The sequence below is a fragment of the Micromonospora sp. WMMD987 genome (genome assembly GCF_029581435.1).
Lineage (GTDB): Bacteria > Actinomycetota > Actinomycetes > Mycobacteriales > Micromonosporaceae > Micromonospora > Micromonospora rifamycinica.
In genome coordinates, this window is sequence record NZ_CP120861.1 from 517,083 (window position 1) to 531,547 (window position 14,465).

At 68.7% G+C, this 14,465-nt stretch carries 10 protein-coding genes; 5 read left to right on the top strand and 5 right to left on the bottom strand.

Annotation, left to right across the window (positions count from 1 at the left end):
• Positions 1-36: 36 nt before the first annotated feature.
• From O7612_RS02355 to O7612_RS02365, 3 genes are read right to left on the bottom strand one after another with little or no spacing between them, the layout of a single operon-like run.
• Positions 37-564 carry a hypothetical protein gene (locus O7612_RS02355; RefSeq protein ID WP_282270049.1) on the bottom strand — a complete coding sequence of 176 codons (528 nt, stop codon included), beginning with the start codon at positions 562-564 and terminating at the stop codon, positions 37-39.
• Positions 558-929, bottom strand: coding sequence for a hypothetical protein (locus O7612_RS02360; protein WP_282270051.1), 372 nt, complete (start codon positions 927-929; stop codon positions 558-560). Before O7612_RS02360 ends, O7612_RS02355 begins: the two co-directional genes overlap by 7 nt.
• On the bottom strand, positions 926-3,334 hold the full coding sequence (locus O7612_RS02365) for an AAA family ATPase (protein WP_282270053.1): 2,409 nt from the start codon (positions 3,332-3,334) through the stop codon (positions 926-928). The genes O7612_RS02360 and O7612_RS02365 overlap by 4 nt, the downstream gene beginning before the upstream one ends.
• Positions 3,335-3,482: 148 nt before the next feature.
• On the opposite strand from O7612_RS02365, the gene O7612_RS02370 reads away from it, so the two are divergent.
• Genes O7612_RS02370 through O7612_RS02385 form a run of 4 tightly spaced genes read left to right on the top strand, consistent with a single transcriptional unit; the run spans position 3,483 to position 11,570 of the window.
• Positions 3,483-5,519 (top strand): SAM-dependent DNA methyltransferase, encoded by a 2,037-nt coding sequence (locus tag O7612_RS02370; protein WP_282270055.1) that lies wholly within the window; start codon positions 3,483-3,485, stop codon positions 5,517-5,519.
• A gap of 20 nt (positions 5,520-5,539) precedes the next feature.
• Positions 5,540-7,156 carry a class I SAM-dependent DNA methyltransferase gene (locus O7612_RS02375; RefSeq protein ID WP_282270058.1) on the top strand — a complete coding sequence of 539 codons (1,617 nt, stop codon included), beginning with the start codon at positions 5,540-5,542 and terminating at the stop codon, positions 7,154-7,156.
• On the top strand, positions 7,149-8,324 hold the full coding sequence (locus tag O7612_RS02380; protein ID WP_282270060.1) for a restriction endonuclease subunit S: 1,176 nt from the start codon (positions 7,149-7,151) through the stop codon (positions 8,322-8,324). Before O7612_RS02375 ends, O7612_RS02380 begins: the two co-directional genes overlap by 8 nt.
• 48 nt (positions 8,325-8,372) lie before the next feature.
• Complete coding sequence (locus tag O7612_RS02385; RefSeq protein ID WP_282270061.1) at positions 8,373-11,570, top strand: type I restriction endonuclease subunit R; 3,198 nt, start codon at positions 8,373-8,375, stop codon at positions 11,568-11,570.
• A gap of 87 nt (positions 11,571-11,657) precedes the next feature.
• Here O7612_RS02385 and O7612_RS02390 read toward each other — a convergent pair whose 3' ends face one another.
• Entirely contained in the window at positions 11,658-11,867 is a 210-nt protein-coding gene (locus O7612_RS02390) for a hypothetical protein (protein WP_282270062.1), read from the bottom strand.
• 314 nt (positions 11,868-12,181) lie between these two features.
• A complete protein-coding gene (locus O7612_RS02395; RefSeq protein ID WP_282270063.1) occupies positions 12,182-13,456 on the bottom strand; it encodes a glycosyltransferase in 1,275 nt (424 codons plus the stop codon).
• A 24-nt stretch (positions 13,457-13,480) separates the two neighbouring features.
• Here O7612_RS02395 and O7612_RS02400 point away from each other — a divergent pair, with 24 nt between their 5' ends.
• Positions 13,481-14,341 (top strand): DNA-formamidopyrimidine glycosylase family protein, encoded by an 861-nt coding sequence (locus tag O7612_RS02400; protein WP_282270065.1) that lies wholly within the window; start codon positions 13,481-13,483, stop codon positions 14,339-14,341.
• Positions 14,342-14,465: the final 124 nt, after the last annotated feature.

The following is a 14,465-nucleotide window of genomic DNA, read 5'->3' on the forward strand; positions in this document are numbered from 1 at the left end:
ACCTGTCGCTGACGCAGATCCGCAACCGGCTGATCCTCACCGCCCGAGCGGTCCTGCGCGACCACCGGCCGCAGCGGCTGCCGGCTTCGGCTGATCCTGGGCACGTATGAAGTTGGTGGCATCGACGGTGGCGCTGACCAGCGCGCAGGTCGTCGCGGTGAGGGCGAGCCAGAACGCTACGGTGCTCTTCCAGTCCTCGGCGATCCTCACCGTGACGATCTCGCGGGCCTCGGAGCCCTCGCCGGAGAGCTTCCCCCGAACGGTCGACGGATCCGGTTGACGACGCCAGCCGAACCGGGCGAAGAACTTGGCCCAGGTGTGGTTCGACCGGCCGCAGCCGAAGATCACCCCGTTGACCTTCCGTCCGCACAGGCCGCCCTTCTGGGTGGTCACGCCGCACGTCGTCGGTGCTTTCACCGCGAGCAGCCAGGCCGGGACGGCGATCGCGAGCGACGCCGACCAGGCAAGACTCATGAGGTCGAACGTGACGAGGTAGTAGACGACACCGACGATGGCCAGTGCCTCAACGCCGAGGATCAGCAGGGCGTGATCCCGCTTCAGCATGTGGGGACCTCCGAGTGGTCGAGGAGGGAGATGACGTCGAGAAGTTCGCTCCGGAGCCGGGCCAGCTCGGCTGCGGTGATGCCGAGTTCGTAGCAGTGGTGGTGACCGGCGCGGGACAGCGCCCACCACAGGTAGCTCGCCCGGTGCCCGAGCTCGGGGCCGGCGTAGTGGGCGAGCAGCAGCAGCTTCGGCCGCTGCGCCCTGGTCGCCCCGATCTCCGGGCAGACCCGGGCCCAGTACCGGTCCATCGCCGTTTCCAGTTCGTGGCGCAGCAGCCAGGCGCAGGCCCGCGGCCAGGCTCCCCGTGCGCCCCGGATGACGCTGGTGAGCATCCGGTCGGCGGTGGCGAGGTATGCCGACGTCATCGCAACCGCCGGACGAGCGTCGCGGTGTTGTCGACCATCGCCCGGACGGGCATCGTCTGATGACCGTGGACCGCCTGCGCCACCGCCTTGACCGTCCGGGAGGACTGCGCGCCGAAGTCACGGTCGAGACGGGCGAAGAGGTCCGGCCGGGGCACGATGCGGCCGAAGAGCCCGAGGCTGAGCCGGTCCTGGACGGTGTGCGCCCCGCCGAGTCCTTCCTGGATCTGCTGGTAGGGGGTGCCGCGCCGATGCTGGGCAGCCCGGTAGCGATCCATGCTCACCGACTCGATCGCGGACCGGCAGAACCCGCCGACCATCAGGTACTTCACCTCATCCGAGATCTCGGCGGCGACCACGGCGCGGGCATCGTCGAGGTAGCGGTCCGCCGGGTCGCAGACCGCCCGGACCTCGACGATCGAGCCTTCGCGTCGAGTCACTTCCCGGACGTCGGCCTCGATATCGAGCCGGCGGATCGCTTCCGGCAGCCGGTCGTCGTGGGTGAACACGATGACCTGCCGGGTCAGGGCGATCTCCCGCAACACCTCGGCCAGACCGTCGATCTTGGTGGGGTCCATGCTCTGTACCGGGTCGTCGATGATCACGAACCGGTGCGGGCTGGCCTCGGCGCAGGCGCGGGGCAAGAAGACCGCCAGGCCGAGGGCGTGCAACTCGCCCTGGCTCATCACCGCGAGGGCACTGGTTTCGACACCATCGGCGGCGACCGGAAACAGCACCCGGCGGGTGGTGTTCACCCCTTCCATGCGCAGGTGGCGCAGCTCGACGTTGCTCTCCTGCCGCAGCTTCTGCCAGATCCGGTCCGACTGCACGGCGAAGTCGGCCAGCCGATCGGCGCGCATCACCTTGTCGGCGTTGTCGAGCGCCGCCCGGGCACTCGTGAGCAGGGCGAGGGTAGGCGCTTCGGCGCGAACCAGGGCCGCGGCGTCGACCCAGCGGCGGATCGCGGCACCGGGCTCACGCCAGGCGTCGTGCCGCTGGGCGAGCCAGTCGGCCGCCGCTGACGCGAGGGCGGCGTGCGCTGCGACTACACCCTCCCAAGCGGCCGGGTCGCCAGCGAGCAGGGCGAGTGCCTCGTGCATCGCCGTGCTCTGCGCGGGAAGGTGGGCTGCCAGCGCGGTGGCGGCTGGTCCCAGGAGCCGATCCACTTCGCCGACCAGCCCGTCGACTCTCCGGCGGGCGTGCGTGTGCGCCTGCTCGGCCTTCTGTGCCGCCTCGGCGGCTGCGACCAGCCGGGCCAGTTCCTCCTCCGCCTGCCTACGCCAGTCCTGGTCGAGGGTGCCGGCGCGGCACACGGGACACGGGCCGTCGCCACGGTCGTGGTGCACGGCGAGCGCGGCCCGCAGCAACTGCGCGCTCCGGTCGGCGACGCCGCTGTCGGTGCCAGTCGCCTGCCGCATCGCCACCTCGGACTCGTCGAGGGACACGAGGGCCTGACCGAGGTCGGGCAACTCCTGCTCGGCGAGCCGTCGCGCGGCGATCACCGCAGGCTCGTCCGACGCGGTGGCCACACTGTTGGCAAGATCGGTCAGCCTGGTCAGATCGGCCCGGCCGGCCTGCCTGCCGAGGGCGCTCAGGGTGTCGCGGGCGCGCTGGTCGTCGACCTGGCCGAGCTGTTCGCGCAGCACGGTGAAGGCCGCCTTGAGTGCCTTGGCCCGGTCGTCATAGGCCTTGCGCCGTTGCCGCAGCCGGTTGTCGGTGTCGCGCAGCGGGCCGAGGCCGAGGATCGGCGCGATCGCGTCGTAGAGTTCGGCCGGCGTGGAGGTGATGACCCGCTCGAGGTCCCGGGCGGACAGGAACGGCCGGTACCGGGCTGCCTGGCCGATCCACTGCGGCACCTGACCGGGCGGCATCGCGGCGCCGTCGATGGTCGTGGTGACCGTCGCGCAGGTCAGGTCGGTGGTCCCGACCGGCCAGGTGCGGTGGGTCGTCGCCTGCTGGCCGGATTCGAGCCGGAGGCTGAGGCGGATCTCCGATGCGCCGTCGTGGTGCAGGTTCCGCCAGCCCTCGCGGAAGGCCGACGGGCGCTGCGCCCAACGCGGAGAGTCCTCGGTCAGCGTGTACTCGATGGCCTCGGCGAGGCTGGACTTCCCGGAGCCGTTGCGGCCCACGAAGACGGTCAGGCCGGTCTTGGGCAACCGCCCGACCGTGACGGGCTGGCCGATCCCCCGGAAGCCGGCGACCCGGATCTCCTCCAGGAAGGCCCGTGGCGTCGCACCTTCCACCTCGCCCGGGTCGCGTGACGGCGGCAGGTCCGCTCCCCGCAGCACGGCGTCGAGAACCTGCTCGCCCTGGAAGGCGGCACGTATCAGGTCGCTGACCTCGCAGGGCACGTGGGACCGCTGGAGACGGTCGGAGAGTTCCTGGTAGAGCGTGAGCGTGTCGTTCATCAGACCCCCTGATGTCGTTGGCGCATCGAGGGAACCGCAGATTGGACGTCTACACTTACCTGCTTGCTGTTATCCCGGGATAACAAGATGCCTTTCGATCCTTCTCCCTCGAACTCGTACCGTGACCACCAGCGCCGGGAGGTGAGCTATGAAGTCGGAGTTGATGTCGCAGCGCGAGATCGCGCTGCTCGCCCGGGTCAGCAAGCCGGCGGTCACCGTCTGGCGGCGGCGGCACCCCGACTTCCCCGCCCCGGTCCCGGGCGACCACGGCCAGCCCCTCTTCGCCGCAGACGCGGTCGTGACATGGCTGCTCCAGACCGGGCTCGGTCACGCCGAGCCGGACACCCTGCGTGCCGAGCGGTCCATGCACACGCTCGCGGCGTACGCCCGGCGGCACGGCGGCCGGCGCACCATCGTCGTTCTCGGGGCGGCGCTCTGCCTCCGCCACCTCGCCGGGCGGGCGCTGCCGGCCGATCCGCTGCCGCTGGCCCGTCGCCTCGATCCCGACGACGAACTCCTACTACACGAGCTGACCGGTGCGCCTGAGCCAGCCACGCTCACCGAGCTGATCGAGCAACTCATCGAAGGGGCCTTCGACCCGTGGCGAAGCTGCCGCTTCCTGCTCAGCTCGGCCAACCGCCTCGGCTGGCCGGAACTGACGGCGGACGCGCTCACCCCGGAGGCGGTCACCCTGATCCGCCAGGTCGCCGACCTGCCGGCCAGGCTGCGCGCCCACGGCACGGTCACCATCGCCGACGCGAACGCAGGCAGCGGCGACCTGCTGACCGCGATGTTGAGCGACCAGGATCGCGACAACCTGCGCGTCAACGCGTCCGTCGCCGACGACGAACTCGCCCGCCTGGTACGCCAGCAGATGTTCCTCGCCGAGCTGCCCGAGTTCCACTTCGACGTGCGTGCCGAAGCGCTCAGCGACGACTTCGCCGATCCGGACCTCATCATCACCCGGCTCCCCTACCAGCCGGCGGAGAGCCGCGACGCCCTCACCGACCTCAACCACATGGAGGCCATCGCCGATCTGCTCGGTCCGGGTCGCACGGCCGTCGTCGTCGGTCCCGCCAGCAGCCTCGTGGAGAGGTTGCGGGACGGGCCTGCGGTGGTACGCCGATCGGCGCTGCTGCGTAGCGGCCTCGTGGAGGCGGTCGTGCGGTTGCCCGGCGGTGTCTATCCGGCCCGGCCGGGTTATCCCGCCGCGCTGTGGCTGCTGACCCGGGATCCGATCCCCACCACCAGGGGCCGGGTGCTCCTCGCCGACCTCGGCGGCAGCACGCTCGACCAACCCACTGTCGAGTCCGCAGCCGAGGACATCCTGCTCTGGCGGGCCGAGGGACACCGCCGCGACGGTCACGATCCGCGGACCGGCCGGATCGTCTCACTGGAGAGCCTCGACCTGCATCGGGGTGCCGCACTCCGGCCGCCGGGACCGGCATCGGTCACCCTGCGGTCCAGGCTGGCCGCCGACCGCCCCGCGCTGGTCGGCGAGATCGAGCACCGTCTCGCCCAAGCCGAGCAGGAAGCCATCCGGTACGCGGGGGAGCACGGCCCGCTGAACACCGGGGCGGCACAGCGCGAGGGAGCCCTACCGCCGGAACTCTCCCTCGGCGCGCTGCGAACGGCTCGCCGGGTCCGCCAACTCACCGGGCACCGCCTTCAGGCCGAGCACGTCGGGCCGCGCGGTCACCACCGGGTGATCGGCGCGACGGAGGTTCTCGCCCAGGAGTCCGGGCGATGGATGGACCGGCTCGTCCTCGCCGCCGAGTATCCGCACGTCGCCTTCACCGAACCGGGCGACCTCGTGGTCACCAGCGTCCCCCGGTTCGGTGTCCTCCTCGACGACGACGGCTTCTCGGTGATCGAGTTCCCGGCCTGCGGGCTGCGCATCTCTCCCGGCGACCCGCTCACCCCCCGGGTGCTGCGGGCACTCCTGACCGCTGCCCGCAACACCGCCCGCAGCCCTGGCGCGGTACGCGGTTCACGACTGCGAGACACCATGATCCCTGACCTCAGCCGGGAAGAGGCGGGCCGCCTCGATGAAGTGCTGCGCCGGCTGGACGAGCGCGAACGGCTGCTGCACCGGCAGTCCAGCCTGCTGGCCGAGTTGCGTGCGCTCACCGTGGCCGGCTTCGCCGACGGCACCCTCACGACTCTGTACGGTACGAACTCCTGATCGAGAGAACGGAACACACAGTGCCACCACGTAAACGCGCCACCGGGCAGGCCGAACTGTTCGGCGTGTCCAGCACCAAGCAGATCCAGGACATTCTCTGGAAGGCCGCCGACAAGCTGCGTGGCTCCATGGACGCCGCACAGTACAAGGAGTTCGTCCTCGGCCTGGTCTTCCTCAAGTACGTCTCGGACGCGTTCGCCGAACGTCGCGACCAGATCGAGGTCAGCCTCGCCGACATCCCGGAGAACCGCCGCGCCGCCTTCCTCGATGATCGCGACGAGTACACCAGCGCCAACGTCTTCTGGGTTCCGGAGAGCGCCCGGTGGGACTACCTCGTGGAGAACGCGCCCGGTGGCGTCGGCGAACTGCTCGACGAGGCCATGGACGCGATCATGCAGGAGAACCGGGCGCTGAAGGGCGTGCTCCCGAAGATCTTCAACCGGGACAACGTCGACCAGAAGCGGTTGAAGGAACTCGTCGACCTGATCAGCGACGCCCGTTTCACCGGCCACGGCGACCGTAAGGCGCAGGACGTCCTCGGTGAGACGTACGAGTATTTCCTGGAGCGGTTCGCCCGCGCCGAAGGCAAGCGGGCAGGCGAGTTCTACACCCCGTCCAGCGTGGTGAGGATTCTCGTCGAGGTGCTGGAGCCTTACGAGGGCCGGGTCTACGACCCGTGCTGCGGCTCCGGTGGCATGTTCGTGCAGTCGAAGAAGTTCGTGGAGACGCACGCCGGGCGTGAGCACACCCACGACATCGCGATCTATGGCCAGGAGGCCAACGAACGCACCTGGCGACTGGCGAAGATGAACCTCGCCATCCACGGCATGGACCCGGTGGGCATCGGTGACCGCTGGGCCGACACGTTCGCCGACGACAAGCACCCCGACATGCGGGCCGACTTCATCATGGCCAACCCGCCGTTCAACATGAGCGACTGGGCCCGCCGCGAGTCTGATCCGCGCTGGCGCTACGGCACGCCGCCGCAGAGCAACGCCAACTATGCCTGGCTCCAGCACATGCTCTACAAACTGGGCGACCGGGGCAGTGCGGGCGTAGTGCTCGCCAACGGCTCGATGTCCTCCAAGCAGTCCGGTGAAGGGGAAATCCGCAAGGCCATGGTCGAGGCGGACATGGTGGCCTGCATGATCGCCCTCCCGCCGAACCTGTTCCGCACCACCGCGATCCCTGCCTGCCTGTGGTTCCTGACGAAGGACAAGACCCCGCAGGGCGCGAAGGCGCTGACCGACCGGCGCGGCGAGATCCTGTTCATCGACGCCCGCGCCCTCGGCACCATGGTCGACCGCACCGAGCGCGTCCTCACCGACGACGACATCGCCAAGATCGCCGACACCTACCACGCCTGGCGCGGCACCAAGTCCGCCAAGACCAAGGGCCAGACGTACGAGGACGAGCCGGGCTTCTGCTACTCCGCGACTCTCGACGAGATGGCCGCCCACGACCACGTGCTGACCCCCGGCCGCTATGTGGGTGCCGCCGAAGCGGAGGAAGACCCGGACGCCGAGCCATTAGCCGATCGGATCGAACGCCTCACCAAGGAGCTGTACGCCCACTTCGACGAGTCTGCTCGGCTGGAGACTATCGTCCGCGAACAGCTAAGGGGTATTGATGTCTGATTGGCGGACCTACGCCTTAGGGGATGTGGCAGAAGTTTTCGACGGACCTCACGCAACGCCCGCGAAGACTGACGAAGGCCCTTGGTTCCTGAGCATTTCTAGTCTCAATTCGGGACGTCTCGAATTGTCCGAATCGGCTCACCTTTCCGAACAAGATTTCGAGCGCTGGACTAGAAGAGTAACGCCCAGTCCAGGAGATGTACTTTTTTCTTATGAAACCAGGCTCGGTGAGGCAGCCTTGATGCCGCCTGGGATCAGGGCAGCGCTAGGCCGAAGGATGGGTCTACTTCGACCAAAACGCGATCTGGTCGAACCGAGATTCCTGCTGTTGGCCTACTTGTCACCGGAGTTCCAGCAGGTGATCAGGGCGCGGAAGATTCATGGAGCAACCGTGGATCGCATTCCGTTGGTAGATATCCCGAAGTGGCCCATCAGGGTTCCTGACATTTCGACACAGCGTCGCATTTCTTCTGTCCTGGGCGCACTCGATGATAAGATTGTGGTTGGTAATCGCATCGTCGCTACAGCCGACGCCCTTCGTTCAGCGCTATTGAAAGAAGCGCAGCGGCAGGGGTTAGACGATTTTGTCACAAAGCCTCTGTCGCAGGTGGCCGAGTTCATTAATGGTCGCGCCTTTACAAAGGGAGCCACCGGGCATGGTCGCATGGTAATTCGTATCGCTGAAATCAACTCTGGCCCAGGGCCGTCAACAGTATACAGTGACATAATGGTGAGCGAGAAGTATCTTGCCCGCCCCGGCGACATACTGTTCTCCTGGTCTGGTTCACTTACGGTTGCGCGCTGGTTTAGGCCGGAGGCAATTGTCAATCAGCATATTTTCAAGGTGATTCCTCGTGGCGGCAATCCAAAGTGGCTCGCCTTCGAAGCGGTGAAATCGAAGCTAGCTGATTATCGTGCCGTCGCCGCAGACAAAGCCACGACCATGGGTCACATTCAGCGACGCCACCTAGACGAGGAGGTGGTCGTGCCGACCCCCGAAGCCATCGACCGTCTCGACCCGCAGGCAGGGAACTTGTGGCAGCGCGCGTTGCTAGCCGAGCAGGAGTCGCTGACGCTGGCCGCGCTACGGGACAGCCTGCTGCCGGAGTTGATGTCGGGGCGGTTGCGGGTCAAGGACGCCGAGAAGGTTGTCGAAGAAGCGGTTTAGATAGACGAGGGTTTACGGGGAGGGGTTGGAATGGGATTCGACGGGCGAATGGACGAGGCTGGCTGGGAAGCGCTTGCGGTGGAGCAGCTCGGCGAGCTTGGTTGGGAACCGGGTGCTGGAAAGGACTTCGCGCCAGGCTCGGGGCAGCGGCGGAACTGGGCCGATCTGGTGCTCATCGAGGACCTTCGGGCTGCCGTCGAGCGGCTCAACCCCGAACTGCCGCCGGCAGCGATTGCCGATGCGGTGCAAGCCGCCACCGAGGCCCGCTCCCGGGAGGCGTTCGCCGAGAACCGGGAGGCGCACAAGCGGCTGGTCCACGGCATTCACTCGATCGTCTACACCGACGCGTACGGTGCCGAGCACAACCCCACCGTACGCCTGGTAGACCTGAACGACCCCGGCCCTAACGTCTACCGGGCGATCAACCAGGTCACGATCATCGACGGCGACTTCCGGCGGCGGCTCGACATCGTGCTCTACCTCAACGGGCTGCCGGTCGCCGTCGTCGAGTTGAAGAACGCCGCCGACGAGAACGCCACCCTCACCGGCGCGCACGCCCAGCTCCAGACGTACCTCGCGGAGTTCCCGCTCGCCTTCCAGCACACCGTGTTGTGCCTGGTTTCCGACGGGATCACCGCGAGGTACGGCACCCCGTTCACCCCGTACGAACACTTCGCGCCGTGGAACGTCGACGAGGAGGGTAAGCCCGTCGACACCACCACGCCCGACTACGACGGCCCGGAGGCGTTGGCGGTCGCCCTGCACGGCCTGTTCCACCAGCGGCGTTTCCTGGCGTTGGCCGGCGGTTTCGTCAACTTCACGGCGAAGGGCAAGCGGATCGCCAAGGCACACCAGTACTTCGCGGTCGTCCGGGCCGTCGAGTGCATCGTGCGGGCCTCGCGGAGCGACGGGAAGGCGGGCGTCGTCTGGCACACCCAGGGCTCCGGCAAGTCCGAGGAGATGGTCTGCACGGCGGCGCTGACCAGCCGTGAACCCGCGCTGAAGAACCCGACCATCGTGGTGCTCACCGACCGCACCGACCTCGACGATCAGCTCTACGACACGTTCCAGGACAGCCAGTTGCTGCTCGGCCAGGAGCCGGAGCAGGCCGAAACCCGTGCCGAGCTGCGGGACAAGCTGTCGAACCGGAACGCCGGCGGCATCATCTTCACCACGTTGCAGAAGTTCGGCCGGACGAAGGAGGAGCGGGAGGCCGGGCGGGCGCACCCGTTGCTCTCCGACCGGCGCAACATCCTGGTGATCGTCGACGAGGCGCACCGCAGCCACTACGACAACCTGGACGGCTACGCCCGGCACCTGCGCGACGCGCTGCCCCACGCCACGTTCATCGCCTTCACCGGCACGCCGATCGCCAGCGCCGAGGTGAACACCCGCGCCGTCTTCGGTGACTACATCGACGTGTACGACCTCAAGCGCGCGGTCGACGACGAGGCGACCGTGCGGGTCTACCACGAACCCCGGATCATCCCGGTGTCCCTGCCGCCGGACATCGACCCGGACAGCATCGACGAGCAGGTGGAGACGCTCACCGCCAGCCTGGACGACGCGGAACGGCGTAGGGCCGAGGCGTACGCGGCCACCATGAACACCATCTACGGTGCCCCCGACCGGGTCGAGACCCTGGCGAGGGACCTGGTCGAACACTGGGAGAAGCGGCGCGAGCTGATGCGTCCGCAGCTCGGCGTGCCGGGCAAGGCGATGCTCGTCTGCGCGACCCGGCAGATCTGCGTCCGGGTCTTCGACGCCATCAAGGAACTGCGGCCCGACTGGGTCGACCCGGCCGTCGACAAGGGCAAGATGAAGATCGTTTTTCACGGTGTGCCGAGCGACGAGGAGATGTTCCGCCCGCATCACCTGCGGCCGTCCCAACAGAAGACCATCCAGGGCCGTGCCAAGGACCCCGACGACCCGCTGGAACTGCTCATCGTGCATTCGATGCTGCTCACCGGCTATGACGCGCCACCGATCCACACCATCTACATGGACCGGCCGATGAAGGGCGCCACCCTCATGCAGGCGCTCGCCCGGGTCAACCGTCGCTTCCGGGAGAAGCAGGACGGGCTGCTGGTCGGCTACGCCCCGCTGACCGAGAACCTGCGGAAGGCACTCACCGAGTACACCCCCAGCGACCAGGAGGACCAGACCCTCGGCAGGCAGATCGAGCGGGCGATCAGCGAGGTGCACAACGAAATCTCCGCCATCGAGGCGATGTTGGCCCCGGTGAAGTGGCGGGCGATCGTCGACGACGAGAAGAGCCCGACCCGCTGGATTCGGGCGGTACGGAAGACCGTCAACTTCCTGCGCGACCCGCGTACCCCCGGCAACGTCGTCGAACCCGGCACGAAGCCGCTGCACCAGCGCTTCCGCGACTCGGCAGGCCGGCTGGAACGGTTCTACACGCTCTGCGCCACCAGCCGCGACTTCGTCAACCGGGCCGGTGACATCCAACGCCTGCGGCGTGACATCCACTTCTTCCGTGACGTCCGGGTCTGGATCGTGAAGGAGGAGGCCGCCGACCGGGACGCCCGGGGCCTGCCCAACACGGCCCAGGTGGAGCGGTACCTGTCCCAGCTCGCCGCCGAGGTGGTCGACGCCGCCGACATCACCGACATCTACGAGGAGGCGGGCCTCGGCAAACTCGACATCACCGAACTCAACGGGGTGGCCCTCCAGCGCCTCAAGGAGTCGGAGACGCCGCACCTGGCCGCCTCGGCGCTCCGTCGGCTGATCGAGCGCAAGATGCGTGAGGTCACCAAGCACAACGTGGTACGTCAGGAGCGATTCTCCGCCCAGCTCGAAGACCTGATGAACCGCTACATGCGCCAGCAGTTGACCAGCGCGCAGTTGATCGTGGAGCTGGTCGAGCTGGCCAAGCAGGTGTCCGCCGACGCCCGGCGCGGCCAGCAGTTCGACCCGCCGCTCAACCATGCCGAGCTGGCCTTCTATGACGCGGTGGCGCAGAACGGCGCGGCCACCGAGCTCATGGGCATCGGCACCCTGGCCGAGATCGCCCGGGAGCTGGTCAACTCGATCCAGTCGTCGATCACCGTGGACTGGTTCTCCCGCGAGCCGGTACGCGCCAAGCTCCGCAGCCACATCCGCCGGCTGCTCGCCCGCTACGACTATCCGCCGGACCACGAGCGCGCCGCCGTCGACCTGGTCATCCGCCAGATGGAAACCTTCGCCAACGAGTGGGCTCCGGGAGGGCAGACCGCCCGACGCTGACCGGGACATCGCCTGTCACCAAGCCGTACCGCCTGGTCATGATCCTCAATCCGGTGTACGGGATGCCGGCACCCTGGCAGAGAGGCTCTAACCAGCACCGGAAGCCGTGACCGACGAATCCGCCGACTCCGGCATCCGCCTGTCGGCGAGCAGCAGATCGAGGGGCGACACCTCGGGCGGGACGTCGTAACGGGGCAGCCGGTCGAGATCGTTCGTGGTCGTGCCCGTGAGACGGATCGCCCCTCCGGTCACCAGGGATTCATACCTGGAGAACTCCCGCACCGATCCGGTGGTCACCGTATTCCCCCTGATGTGAACTGTGCCCTTCTCGTACCAACGAGGACCATGCTGTGGGGCACGGCGGCTGCACGTGAACGCAGGCGATATGACTGTCCGGCATAAATATGCTGGTCAGTCATGTCACTTTAAGTGGACATGCCTGCCAGCCGCGACACGCCCGACCGCCGCTCCGACTGCTCTCCCCGCCCGCCGCACGCGAAGCTCTGGGCAGGCGGGCGTGAAGATCTTGGAAGGAAACGGCCCCTATGGGGGCCACTTGCTTCCAAGATCTCGCGGGGGAAGCGCCGACTGGCGGCAGCGGGCCAGCCGGGTCAGTGGGGGCGGGTGAGGGAGGCGTAGATGGCCAGGTGCCGCTTCAACACCACGTCCGGGTGGAAGGTCTGCTCGTACCGCAGCCGGGCCGGAGCGGAGAGCGCGGCGGCACCGGCCCGTGCGACCGGGAGCGCGGCGGCCAGCGCGGCCGGATCCGGCGGAACCACCCAGCCGGCGGTGCCGCCGAGCAGCCCGGCCGGCACCGCGACCGGACCGGCCGGCGGTGGGGGGTGGCCGGCGACGGCCGAGGCCTCGGCGGCCGGGCCGGTGCCGGCGGGCTCGTGCGGGACGTCCGCGCCGACCAGGTACGGGATGCCGCCGAGCGCGGTGCCGAGCACCGGCCGCCCGCTGGCCAGCGCCTCGATGATCACGGTGGGCAGTACGTCGTGCCACATCGAGGCGGCGATCACCACGGCGCTCGCCTCGACCGCGGCGCGTACCCCGTCCCGGTCGAGCTGGCCCAGGTAGACCACATCGGCGCGCTCGGCGGCGGCGGCCTCGACCAGCGGACGCAGCTCGCCGTCACCGGCCACCCGCAGCGTGCCCAGGCTGCCCACCGGGTGCCGCCGCCAGGCGTCCAGCAGCAGGTCCACGCCCTTCTCCGGGGTCAGCCGGGCCAGATAGAGGAACCCGTCACCGAGCGGCGTGGGGGCGCCCGGGTCGGGCACCGCGTTGGGCTTGACCACGATCCGTTCGGCCGGGATGCCGTAGTCGGTCAGATGGTCGGCGATGGCCGAGGTGAGCGCGATGAACCGGTCCACCGAGCGCCAGGTGCCCCGGTGCACGGCCAGGGTGGCCGCCATCAGCGCGCTCTGCGCCCGCGAGTCCCGGTAGCAGCGGTGCACGATCGACGGCACCGCCAGCGCCCGGCCCTTGCAGTCCTGGCAGATCACCCCGTCGCGGAAGTAGATCCCCGACGAGCAGACCTGCCGGTAGTTGTGCACCGTCTGCACCACCGGCACCCCGTGCCTGTGCGCGGTCCGCACCACCCAGGGCGAGAGCAGCGGGTACGGGTTGTGCAGGTGCAGCACGTCCGGCCGGTGCTCGGTGAGCAGCCGGGACAGGTCCTGCTGGGCGCGGGGGGCGTAGATCGGCGAGATCGGCAGCAGCGCCTTGGCCGACCTCGGCATCGACGGGATCTCGTCCGAGCTCCGGATGAACGGCAGCACCTCGACCCCGGCGGCGGTGAGCTGCCCGATCTCCGAGTCGACCATCGTGTTCTCACCCGACGGCTGGGCTTCCCGGTACCGGTTGTGCGCCACCACGATTCTCACGGGAAAGAAGGCTACCGTTGGCTCGTGCCCGAACTACCGGAGGTGGAAGCGCTCGCCGGTTACCTGCGTGAGCGTGCCGTGGGGCGACGTGTCGACCGGGTGGAGGTCGCCGCGATCAGCGCCCTGAAGACGTACGACCCGGCGCCCACGGCGGTGTCGGGCCGGGCGGTGGCCGACGCCCGGCGGCACGGCAAGTTCCTCGACGTGATCTTCGACGGTGACCTGCACCTGGTGGTGCACCTGGCCCGCGCCGGCTGGCTGCACTACCGGGAGGCGTTTCCGTCAACCGTCCCGCTGCGCCCCGGCAAGGGTCCGATCGCCCTACGGGTACGCCTCGACGACGGCTCCGGGTTCGACCTCACCGAGGCGGGCACCCAGAAGAAGCTCGCCGCCTACCTGGTCACCGACCCGGCGCAGGTCCCCGGGGTGGCCAAGCTCGGGCCGGACGCCCTCGACGCCGACCTGGCCACCTTCACCGAACGGCTGCGCAGCCGACGCGGGCAGGTCAAGGGGGTGCTGACCGACCAGGCGGTGCTCGCCGGGGTCGGCAACGCGTACTCCGACGAGATCCTGCACGCGGCGAAGCTGTCCCCGTTCGCGATCACCGACCGGCTCACCGACGACCAGCTCGCCACCCTGCACGCGGCGACCCGGACGGTGCTCGGCGACGCGGTACGCCGCTCGGCCGGGCACCGGGCCGCCGAGCTGAAGAGCGAGAAACGTTCCGGGCTGAAGGTGCACGCCCGCACCGGGCTGCCCTGCCCGGTCTGTGGCGACACGGTACGGGAGGTGTCGTTCGCCGACTCCAGCCTCCAGTACTGCCCCACCTGCCAGACCGGCGGCAAACCGCTCGCTGACCGTCGGTTGTCCCGTCTCGTACGGTGAGTCACGAACTGTCCCGGTTACGGAGAGGTATCGACCGTGGCGCGCGGAACCTCCCCGTCCGCGTGCTACCCCGGCGGCCGTCCATCGGTATAGTGGCTCGGTCCCCGGCTTCGAAAACTGACGT

Bases quoted from the DNA above. Each gene is read 5' to 3' on its own strand.
- O7612_RS02355 (WP_282270049.1), bottom strand. From the start codon at position 564: ATGCTGAAGCGGGATCACGCCCTGCTGATCCTCGGCGTTGAGGCACTG.
- O7612_RS02370 (WP_282270055.1), top strand. From the start codon at position 3,483: ATGAAGTCGGAGTTGATGTCGCAGCGCGAGATCGCGCTGCTCGCCCGG.
- O7612_RS02385 (WP_282270061.1), top strand. From the start codon at position 8,373: ATGGACGAGGCTGGCTGGGAAGCGCTTGCGGTGGAGCAGCTCGGCGAG.
- O7612_RS02365 (WP_282270053.1), bottom strand. From the start codon at position 3,334: ATGAACGACACGCTCACGCTCTACCAGGAACTCTCCGACCGTCTCCAG.
- O7612_RS02360 (WP_282270051.1), bottom strand. From the start codon at position 929: ATGACGTCGGCATACCTCGCCACCGCCGACCGGATGCTCACCAGCGTC.
- O7612_RS02380 (WP_282270060.1), top strand. From the start codon at position 7,149: ATGTCTGATTGGCGGACCTACGCCTTAGGGGATGTGGCAGAAGTTTTC.